At 40.4% G+C, this 20250-nt stretch carries 19 protein-coding genes; 7 read left to right on the forward strand and 12 right to left on the reverse strand.

Going from position 1 to position 20250, the window contains the following annotated elements; all coding sequences use genetic code 11:
• Positions 1 to 63: 63 nt before the first annotated feature.
• Entirely contained in the window at positions 64 to 2853 is a 2790-nt protein-coding gene (locus CLV48_RS19535; protein WP_106568986.1) for a WD40/YVTN/BNR-like repeat-containing protein, read from the forward strand.
• A gap of 63 nt (positions 2854 to 2916) precedes the next feature.
• Here the strand turns inward: CLV48_RS19535 and CLV48_RS19540 are convergent, their stop codons facing one another.
• The 10 genes from CLV48_RS19540 to CLV48_RS19585 all read right to left on the reverse strand — a co-directional run bounded on the left by CLV48_RS19540 (position 2917) and on the right by CLV48_RS19585 (position 11905).
• Positions 2917 to 3507 (reverse strand): porin family protein, encoded by a 591-nt coding sequence (locus tag CLV48_RS19540; protein WP_106568987.1) that lies wholly within the window; start codon positions 3505 to 3507, stop codon positions 2917 to 2919.
• A gap of 76 nt (positions 3508 to 3583) precedes the next feature.
• Positions 3584 to 3961, reverse strand: coding sequence for a response regulator (locus tag CLV48_RS19545; protein ID WP_106568988.1), 378 nt, complete (start codon positions 3959 to 3961; stop codon positions 3584 to 3586).
• 132 nt (positions 3962 to 4093) lie between these two features.
• On the reverse strand, positions 4094 to 5482 hold the full coding sequence (locus CLV48_RS19550; RefSeq protein WP_106568989.1) for a sodium-dependent transporter: 1389 nt from the start codon (positions 5480 to 5482) through the stop codon (positions 4094 to 4096).
• A 39-nt stretch (positions 5483 to 5521) separates the two neighbouring features.
• Positions 5522 to 6439, reverse strand: coding sequence for an SDR family oxidoreductase (locus tag CLV48_RS19555; protein ID WP_106568990.1), 918 nt, complete (start codon positions 6437 to 6439; stop codon positions 5522 to 5524).
• Positions 6440 to 6441: 2 nt separating this feature from the next.
• Positions 6442 to 7281: a peptidylprolyl isomerase gene (locus tag CLV48_RS19560; protein WP_106568991.1), complete on the reverse strand. Its 840-nt coding sequence runs from the start codon at positions 7279 to 7281 to the stop codon at positions 6442 to 6444.
• Positions 7278 to 8216 (reverse strand): hydroxymethylbilane synthase, encoded by a 939-nt coding sequence (gene hemC / locus CLV48_RS19565; RefSeq protein WP_106568992.1) that lies wholly within the window; start codon positions 8214 to 8216, stop codon positions 7278 to 7280. The genes CLV48_RS19560 and hemC overlap by 4 nt, the downstream gene beginning before the upstream one ends.
• Positions 8188 to 9123 carry a 30S ribosomal protein S6--L-glutamate ligase gene (gene rimK / locus CLV48_RS19570; protein WP_106568993.1) on the reverse strand — a complete coding sequence of 312 codons (936 nt, stop codon included), beginning with the start codon at positions 9121 to 9123 and terminating at the stop codon, positions 8188 to 8190. The genes hemC and rimK overlap by 29 nt, the downstream gene beginning before the upstream one ends.
• Positions 9120 to 9551, reverse strand: coding sequence for an ATP-dependent zinc protease family protein (locus tag CLV48_RS19575; protein ID WP_106568994.1), 432 nt, complete (start codon positions 9549 to 9551; stop codon positions 9120 to 9122). Before CLV48_RS19575 ends, rimK begins: the two co-directional genes overlap by 4 nt.
• Positions 9552 to 9553: 2 nt before the next feature.
• A complete protein-coding gene (locus CLV48_RS19580; protein ID WP_106568995.1) occupies positions 9554 to 10699 on the reverse strand; it encodes a DNA polymerase III subunit in 1146 nt (381 codons plus the stop codon).
• A gap of 6 nt (positions 10700 to 10705) precedes the next feature.
• Positions 10706 to 11905, reverse strand: a complete 1200-nt coding sequence (locus CLV48_RS19585; protein WP_106568996.1) for a GlmU family protein — start codon at positions 11903 to 11905, stop codon at positions 10706 to 10708.
• 130 nt (positions 11906 to 12035) lie between these two features.
• On the opposite strand from CLV48_RS19585, the gene CLV48_RS19590 reads away from it, so the two are divergent.
• Complete coding sequence (locus CLV48_RS19590; protein WP_106568997.1) at positions 12036 to 12650, forward strand: Uma2 family endonuclease; 615 nt, start codon at positions 12036 to 12038, stop codon at positions 12648 to 12650.
• 55 nt (positions 12651 to 12705) lie between these two features.
• Here the strand turns inward: CLV48_RS19590 and CLV48_RS19595 are convergent, their stop codons facing one another.
• Together CLV48_RS19595 and CLV48_RS19600 are read right to left on the reverse strand one after the other, a co-directional pair.
• A complete protein-coding gene (locus tag CLV48_RS19595; RefSeq protein ID WP_106568998.1) occupies positions 12706 to 12951 on the reverse strand; it encodes a type B 50S ribosomal protein L31 in 246 nt (81 codons plus the stop codon).
• Positions 12952 to 13160: 209 nt separating this feature from the next.
• Positions 13161 to 14042, reverse strand: a complete 882-nt coding sequence (locus CLV48_RS19600) for a hypothetical protein (RefSeq protein WP_245889620.1) — start codon at positions 14040 to 14042, stop codon at positions 13161 to 13163.
• Between the two features lie 314 nt (positions 14043 to 14356).
• Here CLV48_RS19600 and CLV48_RS19605 point away from each other — a divergent pair, with 314 nt between their 5' ends.
• From CLV48_RS19605 to CLV48_RS19625, 5 genes are all read left to right on the forward strand, one after another.
• Positions 14357 to 14971, forward strand: a complete 615-nt coding sequence (locus CLV48_RS19605; RefSeq protein ID WP_106568999.1) for a hypothetical protein — start codon at positions 14357 to 14359, stop codon at positions 14969 to 14971.
• Complete coding sequence (locus CLV48_RS19610; protein ID WP_106569000.1) at positions 14961 to 15266, forward strand: winged helix-turn-helix domain-containing protein; 306 nt, start codon at positions 14961 to 14963, stop codon at positions 15264 to 15266. Before CLV48_RS19605 ends, CLV48_RS19610 begins: the two co-directional genes overlap by 11 nt.
• Positions 15267 to 15325: 59 nt before the next feature.
• Positions 15326 to 16561, forward strand: coding sequence for a DUF4153 domain-containing protein (locus CLV48_RS19615; protein WP_106569001.1), 1236 nt, complete (start codon positions 15326 to 15328; stop codon positions 16559 to 16561).
• Between the two features lie 128 nt (positions 16562 to 16689).
• Positions 16690 to 18375 (forward strand): hypothetical protein, encoded by a 1686-nt coding sequence (locus CLV48_RS19620; protein WP_106569002.1) that lies wholly within the window; start codon positions 16690 to 16692, stop codon positions 18373 to 18375.
• Positions 18376 to 18410: 35 nt separating this feature from the next.
• Positions 18411 to 20243: an ABC transporter ATP-binding protein gene (locus tag CLV48_RS19625; protein WP_106569003.1), complete on the forward strand. Its 1833-nt coding sequence runs from the start codon at positions 18411 to 18413 to the stop codon at positions 20241 to 20243.
• The last annotated feature ends 7 nt before the right edge of the window (positions 20244 to 20250 follow it).

The raw sequence follows: 20250 nt of genomic DNA on the forward strand, positions 1-20250 counted from the left end.
TAATAACTCAATGGGGTAAACTACTTCTAAATTCATATATTGAAAGACAAATTGGACAACTTAATGAAGAGAAAATTTTACCCAATTGTCATTTGGGCAATGTCTGCCTGCTTGACTTTCCAAATCAATCAGTCAGCTGCCCAACAGGTCAAACCATCTTCTGCCAAAGAAATGCAGGAGGCTGTCAAGAAGCACCAGGAAATGCTGGAAAATAGTCCCTATTGGGATTATCCTGCCAGAAATTTAGGTCCTACAAATATGAGCGGCAGGATAGTAGATATTGAAGTCAGCAGTGATTTCAAAACCTATTATATAGCCGCAGCCTCTGGAGGTGTATGGAAAACTACTGATAATGGACAGTCATTTATTCCTATTTTCGACCATTTGGGAGCATTGGGCATTGGAGATATGGCCATCGCCCCATCTAATGACCAAATAATTTGGGTAGGTACCGGCGAAAATAATTCCAGTCGTTCTACGTATGCTGGTGCAGGAGTATTTAAAAGCTCTGATGCAGGCAAATCATGGGAATTTATGGGGCTACCATTTTCCCATCATATTGGTCAAATCCAGATCCATCCCCAAAACCCGGATATCGTTTGGGTGGGTTCTATGGGTGCCTTGTATTCCAGAAATGAAGAAAGAGGCCTGTATAAAACTATTGATGGTGGAAAAACCTGGAAAAAAACGCTCTATATCAATGAAAATACAGGTGTAATCGACATCAAAGTCCATCCCCAGAATCCCAATATAATTTTGGCGGCTACTTGGGAAAGGTTCCGACAATCACATGATTTCATAGGAAACGGCAAAGGTTCGGGTATTTGGAGATCAGAAGATGGGGGAGAAACATGGAAAAAAGCTATGGAAGGATTTCCACAAGATCAATTTATCGGGAGAATTGGTTTTGATTTTAGCTTAAGCAACCCAAATATAGTTTATGCTTTATTGGATTATCAAAAACCTCAGGAAAATTCAAGACCTCAGGCGCCCAGAACAGCACCTAAAGATGAACTAAGCTTGGAGAGCATCAAAACCATGTCAGTTCAAGATGTCATAAATTTGGAAGATGAAAAACTTGAAAAAGTACTTAGAAGCAACCGTTTTGCATCAAAATACAATGCTAATAATGTCAAAAGGCTCCTCAAATTGGGCAGAATTACACCTGCCCAAATCGCTAATTACCATGGAGGTGGACAAGATGCCAATGCAGCTTTATTCAATACTTCCATTACAGGTGCCGAAGTATACCGCTCAACAGATGCCGGAAAATCCTGGTCAAAGGTCAATGAAAGTAATTTAGATAGACTCTATAATACCTACGGTTATTATTTCGGAGAAATCCGGGTCAGTACACAAAGCGAAGATGAGGTTTTTATTCTTGGGGTTCCCTTACTTGTCTCAAGAGATGGTGGAAGAAATTTTGCCAGAACAGATACTGTAGGTGATGTCCATTCTGACCACCAGGCCCTTTGGATCAACCCTAAAGACAGTAAACATTTGGTCCTTGGCAATGACGGAGGCTTGTACTTGTCTTATGGAGGAGGAGAAAGGTGGAATCATCTCAATACAGAATTGACCATTAGCCAGTTTTACTCCATAATGGTAGATGAAAAAACTCCCTACAATATTTATGGCGGAATGCAGGACAACGGGGTATGGTACGGAAAATCTACAGGAAAACCATCAGACTTATGGACTTCTTTGATGGGAGGTGACGGAATGGTTGTAGCAGTGGACACAAGAAGCAATGATATTGTTTATACCGGATTCCAATTTGGAAATTACTTCAGGATCAATACTGCCACCGGGGAAAGAAAAATGGTAACCCCTGCCCATGATATTGGAAGATCTCCCAATCGTTGGAACTGGAGAACTCCTGCCTTTCTAAGCCAGCATAATCAGGATATATTCTACATGGGATCCCAGTATGTTTACAGAAGTCTAGATAGAGGAGATACTTGGGAAACCATCTCCCCTGACCTGACAAAAAATCAAAAAAGTGGTAATGTCCCATTTGCAACCTTGACAGTGATTGAAGAATCTCCTCTTGAATTTGGAACAATCTATGCGGGATCTGATGACGGAAACTTATGGATTACCAGGGATCATGGAGCTTCTTGGACAGATATCAGCAAAGGGCTGCCCCAGGACCGTTGGGTTAGTAGTATTACCCCTTCTCAACACAAAGAGGGAATTGTTTATGTGACCCTTACCGGATACCGCTTTGATGAATTTATCCCACATGTGTTCAAAAGCACGGATTATGGAAAAACCTGGAATTCAATTGCGGCAGAATTACCTCATGAAGCAGTAAATATCCTTAAAGAAGATCACAAATTTGAGAATATCCTTTATGTAGGCACAGATCACGGACTTTACATCAGTTCGGATGGAGGGAAAACCTATAACCTCTTCCAAGGTCATCTTCCAAATGTAGCCATATATGATATCGCCATTCAAAAAAGAGAAAATGACCTGGTCATAGGAACCCATGGCAGAAGTGTTTTTATTATCGACCTGAAGCCTATTCATCAGTTGATGACTTCAAATCCAAATGAAATCCAAATATTCAAAGCTTCAGAAATCAGATTCAATCCGAGATTATCAAGTTGGCTCGAAGGCATAGTAAATAAACCCAGACAGAATATACTTTTTTATACTCCTGTAGCAGGGGAAACCAAATTTGAAATCAAAAATGATAAAGGAGAAGTGATCCAATCCTGGACGCATTCGGCAAGAATTGGTTTTAATCAAAGTAGCTGGGAATTTGGAGATATTGGAAGGGGAAAATACAAGATCCTGATTTCTGTCAACAATGAAAAAGGAGAGAAGGAATTTGAGGTAAAATAGGAAAGAATTATTTACGACCTACCCAAATAAAAAAAGCAGTCAATGTTGGTCTGCTTTTTTTTTCTAAAATAACCTAAAACCTGCCGATAATACGATCTGACTAAGCCTTTGATCAGTTTCAAATCCAGCAACACTTTTTGCTATCTTTCCAAGGGAATTTTCATATTTAAAGTCTAAAATCAGATTCTTTACATCAAGCCCAATTCCTGCCTGATACCCTAAGGTGGCAGATTTATAATCCACATTTTGGGCAATCTGTAAGGCATCTTCAAGCCGATAATCTAGCAAAATGGAAGCAATAGGACCAGCTTGTAACCTGAAAAAACCAGCAAATTTAAATCCAAACATCACAGGGATATCCAATCTATTAAAGTTAGTTTCCAGAATTCCATCATCATTGCCCTGGGATTGTTTTATAATTGTGCCTCCAGTATTGGTAAATAGAAATTCAGGTTGGACAAAGATTGAATGACCACCCATTCTAACAAATACACCAAGATGATATCCTATTTGCTCATCCCCAGAAGAAAATCCATCTCCATTTACACGGATATTTGACTGGGAAACACCAAATTTAGGTCCAATAGAAAAATCCTGGGCAACGCTGTACAAACAAATCAAGGAAATAGCGATCGTAAATAAGAGCTTTTTCATTGCTGAATCTATTTGAAATGAATTTACTCAAAAAACGCTGAATAAAAATTAATCTTATCCCAAAATGGGATTTTGTTTAATTTATTGCACTGCTTCCCATTCCAAAAGCTTTAGCTATTCCATATAGCTCATGAAAATCCATGGGCTTGGGCAAAAGTCTGTCAAACGAGATTATACTAGTTCTTTTGAAATACTCAATGTCACCCGCTGTAAATCCAATTATTGGTATTCGGTTGATTGTATCATTCAATTTTATTTCAGCTAAAAGCTGTAAACCATCCATTTTTGGCATCATGATATCTGTGATGATGACATTGAAGTCAGGCTCATTGGTAAGTATTTCCAAAGCCTCTTCACCATCATTGGCAGTCTGAACCGTATCATTCTCCCTCTCAAAAATCTTCTTCAAAATAAGCCTGTTAATGGCATCGTCATCTACCACAAGGACTTTCATATATTTTATTTATTGATGTAGCAGTGCTAAGTTACATAAATTTCAATACAAAATGCATTTTTATGAAGTTCATTTACAAAAAAAGAGAGGCCATAACCTCTCTTTTCATAGGATTTAGGAATAAATCTAATATCACCCCCCCTCTTGTGGTGCTCCGAATACCCCCAATAGGTCTAACAAAACCAATGCAATCACAATAGGACATACCCACTTAATGAAAAACACCCAAGCTGTTCTTAGGAATCCTTTGAAACCTGGAGCCCCCATAGCCAACTCATTGGCATAATCAGAGATTTTCTTTGCCCATCCTGTATACAAACTCAGCATCAGGCAAATCAGCACCACAGCAAAAGTTCCAAAGGTGAAGTCCATAATGCTGAAGAATCCTACTTGGGTATTTCCAAGAAATGTAATTGTAAGTTCATTAAAGAAATTGCCCTCAATAGAGGAAAGTGCTGAAGGCACAGATAGTATCATTGCTGCAATGCCGATAGTCCATGCAGCCTTTTTTCTGCTCCATTTTTTTTCATCAATAAAATAAGCCACTGGCACTTCCAACATTGAAATACTGGAAGTTAGGGCTGCCACCAAAAGCAACAAGAAGAACAAAGCGCCTATGAAATTTCCTCCTGGCATTGCATCGAACACAGCCGGTAGAACTTCAAAGACTAAGGCAGGTCCGCCTGCAGGATCTTTTCCAGGCAAGAGTGCAAACAAAGCAGGGAATACCATCAAACCTCCCAAAAGAGCAACTACAGTATCCATGCCGGCAATCCAACCTGAAGATTTAACAATATTACTGGTTCTGGGCAGATAGGAACCAAAGGTGATCATCAAACCCCATCCCACAGACATGGAGAAAAAGGCTTGACCAAGTGCCTGAAGGGCAACTTTTGTATTTATTTTAGAGAAATCAGGCTTCAAATAATATTCAATACCAGCTCCAGCACCTTCCAAAGTAACCGCTCTACCCGCAATGAATATGATAATAATAAAAAGAACAGGCATCAAAAACTTAGCTGCCTTTTCAATACCTCCAGATACACCTCCCAAAACAATGCCGATAGTCATAAGTATAAACAGGAAACAAAGTGGGACCACGTACATCGGAGTTTCTTGGAATTCACTGAAATTTATTGGAATGTTGATCAATTCTGTAAAAATGTAACCTATAGTCCAACCTGCAATCACTGAATAATAGGACAGCACACAGAAACAAACCAGTATACACAGAATACCTGCAATTTGCCAAAATTTATTGCCACCGGTGGCCTTAATGGCCCCTATTGGGTTTTTACCTGAAATTCTACCAAGGGCGATCTCATTCAACAAAAGAGGAAGACCTATCAGAAGCACACAAATGGCATAAACGAACACGAATGCTCCTCCGCCGTTTTCACCTGTGAGGTAAGGAAATCTCCAAATATTCCCCAAGCCTACCGCTGAACCGGCTGCTGCCATAATAAAACCCAAACTGGAACCCCATTGCCCCCTACCCTGGGTATCTGAACTCATCGCCATAGTCTATTGATTAGTAGTTTTTTAATGAAAATTTAACGTTTAAAGATCGGCTAATTTAATTTGTTTTGATAAAATACCAATTCCATCCATAAAACTTTTGGGAGAATAGCCTAACTCCCTTTTTGCTTTTTCAATAATAAATCCGGTTTTTAAAGGACGTTTTGCTGGCTGCCTAAAAATGTTTGAGTCAACCTCCTTGATCAGGGATTTATCCAGTCCAAAATATTCAGCTGTCATGACAGCCATATCATAAGGAGTCAAGAAATCTTTGCCCGAAATATTAAAAATCCCAGTGGCCCCCTTTTCCATGATCAGAATGCATCCATCTGCCAGATCTTCAGCCAAAGTAGGAGTCCTCCACTGGTCATTTACTACCTGAATGGGCTTTCCTTCTTCCAAAGACTTTTTAACCCATAGAATAATATTAGACCGGCTCATGTCAGTGGCCAGACCATATACCAAAACTGTTCTTGCTATTGCCCATTTGATCTTGGAATCCTGCACCAGTTTTTCAGATTCCAGCTTGGTAAGTCCGTAATAATTCAAAGGGGCAGGATCAGCCTCTTCTGTATATGGCCCATCTTCTCCGTTGAAAATAAAATCAGTAGAAATATGAATGAAATGGGTGCCTCTGATTTTACATGCCTGTACCAGGTTCTCTACAGCTTCCACATTGCTGTGATGACATGCTTCTTTGCTCGTTTCACACTCATCCACATTGGTCATAGCAGCTGTATGGATCAAAAAATCCGGCCTCACCTGTTCAAATACATCCAACACCTGCTGCCCGTCAGTAATATCCATTGCCAGCCACTGATAGTCAAGTTTCCAATTTTCAGGAAGTCTTGATTTTCCTTTGCCTGTAGCAAAAACTTGGTAATTTGGATAATCCTTTAATTTTTCAACCAATTTCTGGCCAAGAAGCCCATTGGCTCCAGTTATCAAAACCTTTATCATGGTTATTTGGCATAACTATAGCCAAAATCCTTTTCGATTTTAGATTTGGGCAAAAGTTCAACACTAATCTTCATGTAAACCTTATTTTCAGGAATATCCCTCTGCCCAGTGGGTTCAGCAGCAATTTTTTCCATGACCTCCAATCCTTTGACTACCTTTCCAAACACTGTATACTCACCATCCAGATGGGGAGTGCCTCCCACTGTAGTATAAGCTTCTATCTGCTCCTTAGTCATTGGCTTTTCCAGACTGATACTATAGAATTTTTCCATATTGGCCTTTTCAGCTAACATCATCTCATTCAAGGCCTCAAACTGCTCTTCTTCGTACAAATGAGTATATTTTTCCTTTAATTCTGAATTGCTAGCCAATTGAATATACTTGAAGAAATTTTCTGCCAATAACTTCATATCTGTCACCAGTTCATCCCTTGTATAAACTTTCCCTTGAACTATATAAAACTGGGATCCGCTGGATCTTTTCTCCGGATTCACATTATTACCCATACGTGCAGCAGCTATCATTCCTTTGGAATGGATAAATCCAGGCCTGATTTCTGCAGTAACAGTGGGCCAAGTATCTTGGGGCAGGCCCTCTTTTCCGAAAACATCCCCTCCCTGAATCATGAAATTCTGAATGACACGATGAAAATCCGTGGAATCAAATCTTCCGGCTTTGGCCAATTCAATGAAATTATCTTTATGCTTTGGTGTCTCATCAAATAACACTGCGTACATATCCCCATGTCGGGTCTGGATTTTAACCAAATAGTCCTTTTCAGATTTGCATGATGAAAAAATAGTCAGAACAAATGCTAATAATACGTAAACTGTAATTCTCATTTTTTTAAAGCCGATTTGATATCCTTTAATATTTTATCTCCCCCAGAAGCAATAACAAGATCTGCCAATTGCTCACCTAATTGCTTAGCTTCCTCAGGCCTTCCAATAACCTTATGAACAATTCTTTGCTTCCCATCTAGACTTACAATCCCTCCTTTTAGTTGAAGTTTGCCATTTACCATACTTGCCAAGGCAAAAACTGGAATACTACACCCACCCTCTAAAACCCTCAAATAGCTTCTTTCTGCCATAAGCCTATTCCCTGTTTCGGCATGATGACAGGCCTCTGTTATTTTCAGTTTTAAATCAGAATCCAAATTTACAGATGATTCTATGGCCACAGAACCTTGTCCAACCGCAGGAGTAAACTCCTCAATAGAAAGTTCGTGCCTGATCATATGGTCATAACCCATTCTATGTGCCCCTGCAAATGCAAGCAATAAGGCGTCGCAGGCGCCTGATTCCATTTTTGCTATCCTTGTCTGAAGGTTTCCTCTGACTTCCACAGTTTTGATATGGGGATAAAAATGCCTAAGTGTTGATACTCTTCTAGTCGAAGAAGTCCCCAAGAGTAATGGCCGTGAAGGGTCTTTGTAATTGATATCCACTTGATGGCTTAAGATGATATCATTCACTTTTTCCCTTTCTGTAAAAGCTATGATTTCAAAACCCTTAGGTAATCTGGACTGCATGTCCTTGGCACTGTGTACTGCTATATCAATTGCTCCAGAGGTCAATTGCTCTTCCAATTCTTCGGTGAAGACCCCTTTACTTCCTATTTTGGCAATAGAGACATCCAATATTTTATCTCCCTTGGTCTCTATGATCACAATTTCTGAATCCAAACCTTTGGCTTTCAGCAAATCAGCGACATGATACGCTTGCCAGAGTGCCAATTTACTCCCTCTAGTGCCTATCCGGATTGCTCTCTTCATTTTTTTGGCCTTTCTTTTTTTTGATCTTCTTCTCGACCGATTCCTCAATAAATTTAATGATCTCTCCGGCGATATTTACACCGGTCGCTTTCTCTATTCCCTCCAATCCGGGGCTACTGTTCACTTCCAAAATCAATGGACCCCTGTCTGATTGCAAAAGATCCACACCTGCAATATCCAATCCCAATGCCTTTGCAGCTCCTAAGGCTGCTGCTTTTTCTGCCTTAGATAGCTTGATCACTGTCGCTTTCCCACCTCGGTGAAGATTTGACCGAAATTCCCCTTCAGCCCCCTGTCTCTTCATTGCACCAACGACTTTTCCGTTGACCACAAAGGCCCTGATATCTGCCCCCTTGGCCTCTTTGATAAATTCCTGGACAATTATCCTCGCTTTTAGTCCATGAAAGGCCTCAATTACAGACTGACCTGCCTTCTTGGTCTCCGCCAATACGACACCCAAACCCTGCGTACCTTCCAATAGTTTGATGATCAAAGGAGCTCCCCCTACCCGCTCAATCAAAGCTTTTTCTCCACCCTTGGAAAAATTTGTAAATGCTGTCTTGGGCATACCCAAACCTGCTTTGGATAAAATCTGAAGACTCCTAAGCTTGTCCCTACTCCTTACAATTGCCTGAGATTCCACAGCGGAAAATGTTCCCATTAACTCAAACTGACGAACAACTGCAGTCCCATAAAAGGTTACTGACGCACCGATCCTTGGAATAATTGCATCCACATTTGCCAATTTCTCTCCTTTGTAAATAATAGAAGGTCCCTCCTGTTCAATGATCAGGTCACAGATGGAATGATCAACCACGAGTGCTTCATGGCCAGCTTCCCTAATAGCTTCAATGAGCCTTTTGGTAGAATATAAATGGGGATTTCGGGATAGGACCGCAATTCTCATTTCTTAGATTTTTTTGACAAATAAATACCCTGAACATCCACTAAAAACCTCTCCCTCAACAACTTCCTGCCCAATAATATCGGATTTTTCATTTTGGACCTGTCTGTAAGGGTAAATTCTGCTTCAATTTCCTCCCCAAACATAAGGACTTTCGTAGTCACTTTATAACGTAACTCCTCCTGACCAAAAGAATTTCTTACCTTTTTTTGGGTAAAATTTTGAGTTTGAAGGAGCTTATCTTTGAACTTTTTGTGTGAAGGATCAAGGACTTTGAAGTAAAGTGTAGACTTCCCTTCCTCCTCTTTTTCTTCACAATAAGTACAATGAATAGAAGATGTGAAAGCGCCAGTGTCAATTTTGGCAATTACATTTTTAAGATCCCATTCAGGAAAAGTAATCCTTTCTCTTCTACCGATTGTTTTTTTCATTTTCAAGCAGTTTGTAGAGGTTTCATAACCCTGGTGATTTTAAAACTTAGATCTGTGAGCAATACTTTTGCATTGGCATTCCTCTCCAAATGGTAATGGGCCCGATTCAATAATTCATAAATCCTCATGAGCTTCTCCTCATCCATTACATGTACTCCTAGTTTATGGATAAATTCCCTGTCCTTCTCTACACTTCGCATCAATTCCTGAAGTTGGGATTTATCCAACATCACCTCCCTTATTACATTTAGTCCACTTAGTAAGAGAGATTTTTGCGCTTCTTTATCTTTACTGCTAAACATCTCTGCAAATGAAAGAATATCATTGACTTGAAATGAATAACATGCCCTGAACCAATCCCTGATCAACGTGGTGTTTTCATCTTCAACTTGATCAATCATTCTGTAGGCTTCACGCAAATTACCGTCTGCTAAAGGTGCAATCTGAGCAGCAGCTTCTCTTGAACAAAATCCATCGTCTACCAAGTGGCTCATAATCTCATTGTCACTAAATGCCCGAACCATGATTTTTTGAGTCCTGGAAAGTATAGTTGTAAGGAGTTGCTCGGGATGTGAAGTGACCAAGAAAAACATGGTTTTTTCCGGTGGCTCTTCCAAAATTTTCAGAAGTGCGTTGGCAGCATTGACATGCAAATACTCCGGAGACCAGATCAGCATAATTTTATATCCCCCCTCAAAAGATTTAAGAGAGAGTGTTTTGATGATCTGCCGGGCAGCACCTTTTGAAATATTCAGCTGCTTTTTCTCAAAATCATTTTGGTAAATCCAGTCCGAAACATTCCCATAAGGGGTATTGATGGCAAAATTCCTAAAGGATCCTACATAATCTACTTTCTTCTTTTCCTCTTCCTCTTCTTTTGAATCTCCCGTTCCTGGCATTGGAAAAGCAAAGTTCATGTCCGGATGGATCAATTTGTTCATTCTTTGACAGGAAGGACAGGTACCACAGGCATCCTGTTCCTGAGGATTTTCGCAATGAAGATAAGTAGCGAGTGCCAATGCCATTTTGAGGTTGGCCGAACCTTCGGGACCATGAAATAAGAGGGCATGCGCCAAATGGTTATTCTGAACAGCCAGAATAATTTTCTGTTTTACTTCTTCAAGTCCCGGTATGGAGGAAAATAACATAGTCTATCAAGCCTCTTTGTCCCAAATTCGGTAATGCCTCGTCAATTCAAAAACCTTTTGGATAATTTCTTTTTCAACTTCATCGTAATCCATTCCCCTACGCTTCATTACAGCTATAGCTGTTTCCTCAAACTTCCTCACTTGAAATGTACTGAATCCTGCTGCTCCACCCCAAGCAAAGGAAGGAATAAAATTCCTTGGGAAACCATCCCCAAAAATATTGGCTCCAACACCTACTACTGTTCCTGTGTTGAACATGGTATTGATTCCGCATTTGGAATGGTCACCCATCATCAGGCCACAGAACTGTAAACCTGTATTGGTAAATCCCCCTTTGGTATAATCCCAGATTTTGACCTGTGCATAATTATTTTTCAGATTGGAGTTATTGGAATCTGCTCCCATATTACACCACTCGCCCAACACGGCATTCCCCAAAAATCCTTCATGACCTTTGTTGCTATATCCAAAAATGACTGAGTTAGACACTTCTCCGCCTACTTTACAATATGGGCCAATGGTCGTATCACCGCGCATTTTTGCCCCCATATTGACAGTGGAACCTTCACAAAGAGCAAAAGGCCCCCGAATCAGTGATCCCTCCTGAATTTCGGTGTTTTTACCGATATAAATAGGCCCTCCTTCAGCATTCAGAACGGCAGCTTTGATTTTAGCCCCCTCTTCTATGAAAATATCTGCCTCATTATACAAAACCGTATGCGGATCAGTACATTTTTGGGAAGTCCTGCCTTCAGTGAGCAGCTTATAATCTGCACGGATTTGCTCTCCGTTGAACTGGAAAATATGCCAGCTTTTCTGTATGACAAGCAACTCATCCTTAAATTCAATTTGGGAAAGGCTTTTGGTTTTTTCGGGTTGAAAACCTGATGGTTGATCAGCATGAACAGCCAGCAAAATATTTTGAAAATAAAGTGCCTCTCCAGGATTCAAAGCTTGAATGGACTTCCAAAGTTTTGAATTGGGGCAAAGGGCTCCATTAATCATAAGCGCAGGCCCTTCGTTTTTGGGGAATTTGACAGATAAATATTCTTGAGTCAAGTAGCCTGGCTTGACACCACTGTATCTCTCCCATTTTTCGGAGATTTTGAGAATCCCTACCCTTATGTCCGCCACTGGTCTGGTAAAAGTAAAAGGCAATAAAGCGCCCCTGATGGCAGGGTCGTCAAATAAAATTAGATTGTCCATGTCACAAAAATAAAAATTCTGATGGAAAACCAGCCCATAAGGTTTTAACTCTTGCCTGAATATGAATTAATCTCACCAACTCTCGACAACTAAATGATGAATACTTGGCTTTTTTTACTAAATTAGGGATATGCAAAAGGAGGAAGAAAACAACAACCTTGTCAAAGAGCCCTACACCGAATATGGCCGCTACACCTATGCCGATTACCTGACCTGGGAAATCGACCATATGGTAGAACTGATCAAAGGAAAAGTGTTCCGGCAGGCCGCTGCGGCTCCAAGAAGGATCCATCAGGAGGTCTCTGGGAGAATATTTGCAAAATTGTATACCCATCTGGAGAGAAAAGAATGCAAGGTCTACGCAGCCCCTTTCGACGTCCGCCTACCTGTCAAATCCAGAAAGCATGAGGACATCACCACAGTAGTCCAACCCGATATCTGTGTGGTCTGTGATCCGGAAAAGCTGGATGACTTGGGTTGTGTAGGTGCCCCTGACCTGATTATGGAAATCCTCTCCCCTTACAACAACAAAAAAGAACTTCAGAATAAGTATGAGGTCTATGAGGAAAGCGGCGTGCTAGAATACTGGATTATCCATCCTTATGAAAAAACCTTGTTGGTTTATACCCTTACCGACAGGAAATATGTTCCCTCCAAACTTTTTACCTTAGGGGACCGGGTACCCTCTCAATGCATTGAGGGCTTTGTGTTGGACTTGGATGAGTTGTTTGAAGGCTTGGAATAAAAAAATCTCCCGATTATAATTAACCGGGAGATTTACAACTTTAAAGAAATGTAAATTATTTCTTCGCGTATCTTCTGTTGAATTTCTCAACCCTACCAGCAGTATCCAAGATCATTTTCTTACCGGTGTAGAATGGGTGGGAGTTAGAAGAAACTTCAATCTTATATACAGGATACTCCTTACCGTCTTCCCATACGATCGTCTCGTTAGTCTCGATAGTAGACTTGGTCAAGAACTTATACTCACTGGAGGTATCGTAAAATACGACGTCTCTGTAGTTAGGATGAATGTCTTTTTTCATTGTATTACTATTTATCTTTGATCGCTTTTTCCAAATGAGGCACAAAGTTATTTCTTTTTTGAAATGATTCCAAAATTCTCCAAAAATTATTTGGATTGAAAAGTTTCCATTCCACCCAAATTCCCGAATGATGGCAAAATTTGGTTTTGAATCGTTTCAACCCTTTTAAAAAAAAATCCAATCACCTCTATACATTTTAAACCCCATATTCAATAACTTACAAGTTCATCCCCGAAATTAAATTTCATCAAAGCCTGCCTGGTTTGGTTTCTGGCAGCTCTCCTGATTACGCCCCCGGAAATACTTAAGCCAATATTGGCCATGGTCAGGGGAAGTAAGATGTTGCTGGGCGTAGAAGACTGAATTTGGGGAGTGAGAATATATCCAACAAATACCGCTGTAGAGGCCAAGCCTACAATTCCCAGCGCCGAACTCCAGTTTTGGTTTCTTTGAGATTTCCGCATATACTCAGCAAACTCCGGAAATTCCAACATGTACTGGTTGAGGCGGCTTTTGTTCAAAAGATTCGGCCCATCGTAAATGTCGATTTTTTCGCCGAGGTAATTATTGCGAAAATCCATAGTCAAGTAAGGCTTCGTAATATCATCTTGCCTGATCAGGTAATTGTGCTTGTTTAACAAGGTATTGATTCTTCTGACGCCATCCCTGTTCATTGGCCTACCTACTCCCGCACCTATTCCGCCTATTGTAGTGGCTATTATCCAATTTCTGACAATTTGATTGTTCAGATTATCCCTGTTGGCAAAAGCGTATCCCAAAGCCCCCCAAACAATCAACTGTCCACCCAGTGACAATCCCGAACCTGTCATAGCTTTGGTATTGTTTTTCATAAAGTCGTTAGCATCTCCCGGCATAATTTCCATGTAAGCCTTTACCTCTGAGGCCTTAATTTTTTTCCCTTCAATAAAATAAATCGGGTTACCAAGGAAATTTTCCTTTAGGCTGATAATAGGATAGTCGGCATATTTATTTTCAGAAAAGAAATTAGACGCTTGGCTAAACACCTGACCAGGTTGAAAGAAATCAAAGAACAAGAACGTAAGGACAAAAATTCTGAAAGGTATTTTCATGTGTTTGCAAATTGAGAGAAACTAAATTAATATTTTAAACGAATATTGTAATACATTGGATCATAAAATTTAACCCTTCGAAGTAGTTGCAGCAGAACTTTTTCCTAAAAAGAGCGCGGGTTGCTGCCCTATCTGTGAAAGGTTTACACGGGATTTAGAAGAGACTTTTTAGTAAACTAGGGAAACTTATCCCCTGCCTCCAATTGACATTGTTAAAAGATGATAATTACTTGTTCATAACGCAAAAATAATTCAGAGAATGCATAGGTATGTCGGAATTTTGATTTTACTTTGTATTTCAAAGTACTTTTAAAATGAAAAACCCTCAGCAAGATCTAGCAGAAATCAAATCCATGATGGAGCGGAGCACCCGTTTTCTGTCCTTAAGTGGCTTATCAGGTGTGTTGGCTGGAATTTATGCCATCACCGGAGCCTATCTGGCTTATTCCTGGCTTTATTCTCCAAATGTTCCTTGGGGTTTGGAGGCCTCTGCCCAGATCGATAGTCCACTTTTGACGAAATTGACATTAACAGGAATCGTAGTAATGCTCCTCTCCATCACTACCGCCTGGGCACTTAGCCGCAAGAAAAGCAAGAAAACAGCAAGTCAACTTTGGACTCCAGCTGGGAAGCGTTTTCTTAAGGCGCTATTTATCCCAGTGGCAATTGGCGGATTTTTCTGTATGGCTTTTTTACATCAGGGATTTTTCCTTTTCATTGCCCCTGCCACCTTGGTTTTCTACGGAATGGGCCTTTGGCAAGCTTCCCATTTTACCCTAAGTGAAATCAGGTATTTGGGTTATGGACAGATCTTACTGGGAATAATCGCTGCTTTTAACCCAATGTCTGGACTAATTCTATGGACTTTAGGTTTTGGCGTATTGCATATGATTTATGGCAGCTTGATGTATTTCAGATATGACAGATGAATTGAAGGGTAATTACGACAAAGCATTTGAAAATGTCATTAGGCTCCGCATCATGTCCATTCTTATGGTCAATGAGCAATATGACTTTAATTCCTTTAAGGAATTGCTTGAAGTTACTGATGGCAACTTGGCCTCACACTTGCGCTATTTGGAAAAACAGGAATATATAGAAGTTGAAAAATCATTCATTGGAAGAAAACCATTAACCAATTACAAAGCCACAGCCTTGGGAAGAAATGCTTTTCAGCAGCATTTGGAATTCCTTGAAAATCTGATCCACCAAAACAAAGCTTAAAAAAAATTTATCAATCCACTTTGAATCCCAAAGTACTTTCTCATTAAACTCCTTAAATCATGCAAAACGAAATCTTAAACAACCTTACTCAGCCCCTCCAACTTGAAAAACTTTATCGAAACAGGAAGAATGAATTCAGACAGGCTTTTCTGGAACTTTATCCCCAATTGAAAGGAAACCTGCTTGCAGATGCCTGGTATGAACGGTTAAGTTACGAACCAGATTCCATTCAATGGGGAAAAAGGAATGATATACAACTCATCATCAGTATTGTACTGATTTCAGGTATTCTTGCCAAAATCCCATCATTTTCCAACCTGAATGAGGAATTCTTCTATCCAAGAAATATTGGTTTCATCATTCTGTCAGCACTTACTGCTTTCTTTCTATGGACACAGGAAGTCCCCCCGACAATCAAATACTTAATTACCGGATTCACGGCACTGTCCTTAATTTATATCAATGCCCTACCTGTGCTGGAGAGTGACACCTTGATTTTGGCCTGTATCCACCTGCCTATTTTACTTTGGGGTATGCTTGGTGTGGCATTTTCAGGATCAAGTCCCTTGGACAAAAACAAACACCTGGATTTTTTACGCTTTAACGGTGAAACACTGGTAATGACTGCCATCTTGGCAATTGCGGCAGGAATTATGTCCGGTGTGACAATTGGACTATTTGAGTTAATCGGTATCAAAATCGAGGATTTCTATTTCAAAAACATTGTGATCTTTGGATTTCCTTCCATTCCGATTTTAGGTGCTTATCTCACCCACAATAATCCCAACTTAGTCAACAAAGTTTCCCCTCTTGTGGCTAAAATCTTCAGCCCCTTGGTACTCCTGATGTTAATGATCTACCTTGGTGCAATCTTTTTCACCGGAAAAGACCCCTATCATGACCGGGAGTTTCTCCTCTTATTCAATGTGCTACTTATCGGTGTCATGGCTCTGATTTTCTTTTCCATAGCTGAATCTTACTCCAAAAGGAAAAATATTTATGGAATTGCCGTTTTATTACTACTTTCGATATTTACTATTATTGTCAATGGAATAGCTCTTTCAGCCATTTTATTCAGAATTTCCGAGTGGGGAATCACACCAAACCGATTGGCAGTCTCAGGCAGCAATCTTCTCATGCTGATCCACTTGCTTTTAGTCACTTTCCATTTATTCAAATCAATATCAGGTAGGCAGCCCCTTTCCATTGTCGGAAAGAATATGGTGAAGTATATACCAGTTTATTTGATCTGGGCCTCAATTGTTGTATTTGTATTTCCTTTGTTTTTTGAATAAGAAAAACCCTACTCATTAATCACATACTAAGGACTCTGGTAATGGCGCAAATTCTGGAATTTGCCTTGCCGGAGTTCTTTTCTTTTGGCTTACTTTTTTTAGCTTTACATCTTTAGCATGGACACTTTATGAAAAAGTTTATCATTTTGACCTTTTTAAGCCTGTTATTTTTCAATAAAGAAAGCGTTGGGCAGGGAGCTTATGTCCCATTCAATAGAGACTATTACCACCTACTTGAAAGGTATGAAATCCTTCAAGGTGAAAACAATACAGAATTCCATACAGGTTTCAAACCTTATCGAAGGGATCAACTCGGGGCATTCTTGGACTCCATTTCCTATTCAGGAGTCATTCAATCCAGAGCGGACAGGTTCAACTTGGAATACCTGAGCAACGACAATTGGGAGTTTATCAGCCGGGACACTCCTTATTCCAAAAATCCAATTTTCCGAAAACTTTACAGGAAACCTTCAGACTTATTCCATCATAGGGATGAGGTGGTAGATATCCATGTGAACCCGGTTCTTTATTTGGCAGGCGGAGTGGAACAGGATGTAGACCGGCTAAGACTCAGAAACAGCAGGGGTGTAGAACTGAGGGGAAGTATTGACAGGAAGGTAGCTTTTTACACCTACATGACCACTACCCAATCCATTTTCCCCTCCTGGGTCAAGGATTATATTGAACACTCAGGGGCAGTGCCTGGAGAAGGATTCTGGAAAAGATTTGAAGGGGAAGGATATGGCTACTTCTCAGCCATGGGACATGTAAGCTTCAACCTCACCAAGCACATCCATGCACAGATCGGACATGATCGCAATTTTGTAGGGGAAGGCTACCGATCCATGATTCTCTCTGACTTTTCCAATCCCTACCTTTTCGCCAAAATCAACACCAAAATCTGGAAGTTCAACCTGACCAATGTCTGGGCCCAATTGAACGCAGATGTAATTTTTGATGGACAGGGCAGGCCCACAGACGGTCGTTATCCACAAAAGTGGTTTTCATTTCACAGATTGGGTATGAACATAGGCAAAAAGTTGAATATTGGCCTTTTCGAATCAGTGATGATGAACCAGTTTAACTGGAACTATCTCAATCCTATTATTTTCTATCGTTGGGTAGAGCACCAGTTGGGAACTCCTGACAAAATCATGCTGGGCATGGATGCCAAATGGAATTTCACTCCCGGTATGCAGCTTTATGGCCAGTTCGCTTTGGATGAATTTGTTTTCAGTGAGTTTTTTGGAATAGACGGGAAGCAATCCAGCCGCAATAAGTATGGACTTCAGGCAGGATATAAATACATTGATGTCTTCAAAATTTCCAATCTGGATCTTCAGTTGGAATACAACCAGGCCAGACCCTACACTTACCAGGAAAAATTCGATTTTCAGTCTTTTTCCAACTACAGGACACCATTGACCCATCCTCTTGGGGCTAACTTCAGGGAAGCTGTAGGTATCCTAAGGTATCAACCCGCCCCAAGGCTTTATGCTAATTTTACCGGTATTTTCCAATATTTTGGGGATGATCCATCCGAAGGTGTGAATTTTGGAAAAGATGTGCTCAAAAACAGGCTGAACCCCAATACAGGAATCGGCCTTTTTGGAAACAGAATTGGCCAGGGGATAGAAAACAGGGTCATTATGGGAAGCCTAAACCTGAGCTACATGATCAAACAAAATGTTTTTCTGGATTTGACACATACCTACAGAAGGAGAACCGCACAAGATCTCAATGCCCCTGAAATCAACCAATTCACCCAAGCAGGTATCCGGGTGAACATGGTTAGAAATGATTTCAACTTTTAATTCCGTAACTTGCGTGGGAATTTCAAATCCATTGCATGAATACTTACCTTAGGATATTATCCTATGCAAGGCCGTTTAGGCGTTACTTTCCAATTTATGTGGTCTACACCATATTAGCCATCGTTTTTGGCTTATTGAACTTTACCTTGCTCAAGCCTTTATTTGATGTCATATTTGGTCAGGTAGACCCCTCGAGTTTAACCAAATACATTGAAAAGCCTGAATTCAGCTTTTCAATTGATTATTTTTTCCACCTTTTCAACCACTATTTCATCAGCATAGCGGAAAGTCATGGGAAATTTGGGACCTTATTGTATGTCTGCCTCATCATCGTGGTTTCTGTGTTTCTTTCCAACCTCTTCACTTATTTATCCGGTGTAGTGCTGGCAAAAGTCCGTGCAGAGATTATCAAAAAGATGCGGATGAATATTTTTGAACAGGTCACCAACATGCACATTGGCTACTTTTCCAATGAACGCAAAGGAGATTTGATGTCCAAAATGACCAACGATATCCAGGAAGTAGAAAACAGTATTGTACAATCTCTCAGGGTAGTCTTTAAAGAACCTGCAACCATCATTCTTTATTTTGCAGTTTTGTTTTTCATGTCGGTGAAGCTCACTTTGTTCACCATCTTGGTCATTCCTATTTCAGGGGCCGTAATCGGAGGCATCACCAAAAGGCTTAAAAAGAAAGCAGTTGCGAGCCAGGAATCACTGGGCAGGATTGTCAACATTCTGGACGAAACCATAGGCGGTATGCGGGTCATCAAAGCATTTGCAGCACAGCCATTTATGAGGTCAAAATTTGACCGGGAAACTGATTACTATTCCCATGTCAACATTTCCATGGCAAGGAAAAACGAATTGGCTTCCCCAGCCTCCCAATTTCTTGGGGTCATGGTGGTCGCCGGAATTTTATTGTATGGGGGATCCCTCGTTTTAAGCAATAATTCTGCTTTAGGTGCCTCTGATTTTATTACATACATTATCATTTTTACACAGGTTTTGAATCCAGCAAAGGAAATATCCAGGGCTGCAAGCAGTATCCAAAGAGGTTTGGCTTCTGCGGAAAGGATTTTTGAAGTAGTGGACACTCCGAGTGCTATTCAAAATGCAAAAAGCCCTATTGAAATAAATAAATTTGAAGAGGCCATTCAATTTCACCAAGTTTCATTTAGCTATGAAAAAGAGCTTGTTCTCAAAAGCATTGACTTTACTTTGGAAAAGGGGAAAACCATCGCACTGGTCGGGCCATCCGGAGGCGGTAAATCTACAGTAGCAGATTTAGTACCCCGTTTTTATGATCCTACCGAAGGCAAAATCACCTTAGATGGAAGAGACTTACGTGAAATCGGACTGAACAGCCTCAGAAAACTTATGGGAATTGTAACCCAGGAGTCTATACTTTTCAATGATACAGTTTTCAATAACATAGCTTTTGGGCTAGAGGGAGTTTCTGAATCAGAGGTCATAGAAGCAGCCAAAATTGCCAATGCACATGAATTTATAGAACAATTGGAAAATGGTTATTATACCAATATCGGAGAACGAGGGTCGAAATTATCCGGAGGCCAGAGACAAAGATTAAGCATTGCCCGGGCTGTGCTGAAAAATCCTCCCATTCTGATCTTGGATGAGGCAACCTCTGCATTGGACTCCCAATCTGAAAAATTAGTGCAGGATGCCCTGACCAACCTAATGGCGAACAGGACTACTCTGGTAATTGCCCATAGACTAAGTACCATTCAACACGCAGATGAAATCCTTGTGATCAAAAAAGGCAAGATAGTACAAAGGGGAAGTCACCAACAATTAATGGGGGAAGATGGTCTTTACAGGAATCTTTCTACCATGCAGTCCGTTTAGTATATTG

This window comes from Cecembia rubra (assembly GCF_003014575.1).
GTDB classification, from domain to species: domain Bacteria; phylum Bacteroidota; class Bacteroidia; order Cytophagales; family Cyclobacteriaceae; genus Cecembia_A; species Cecembia_A rubra.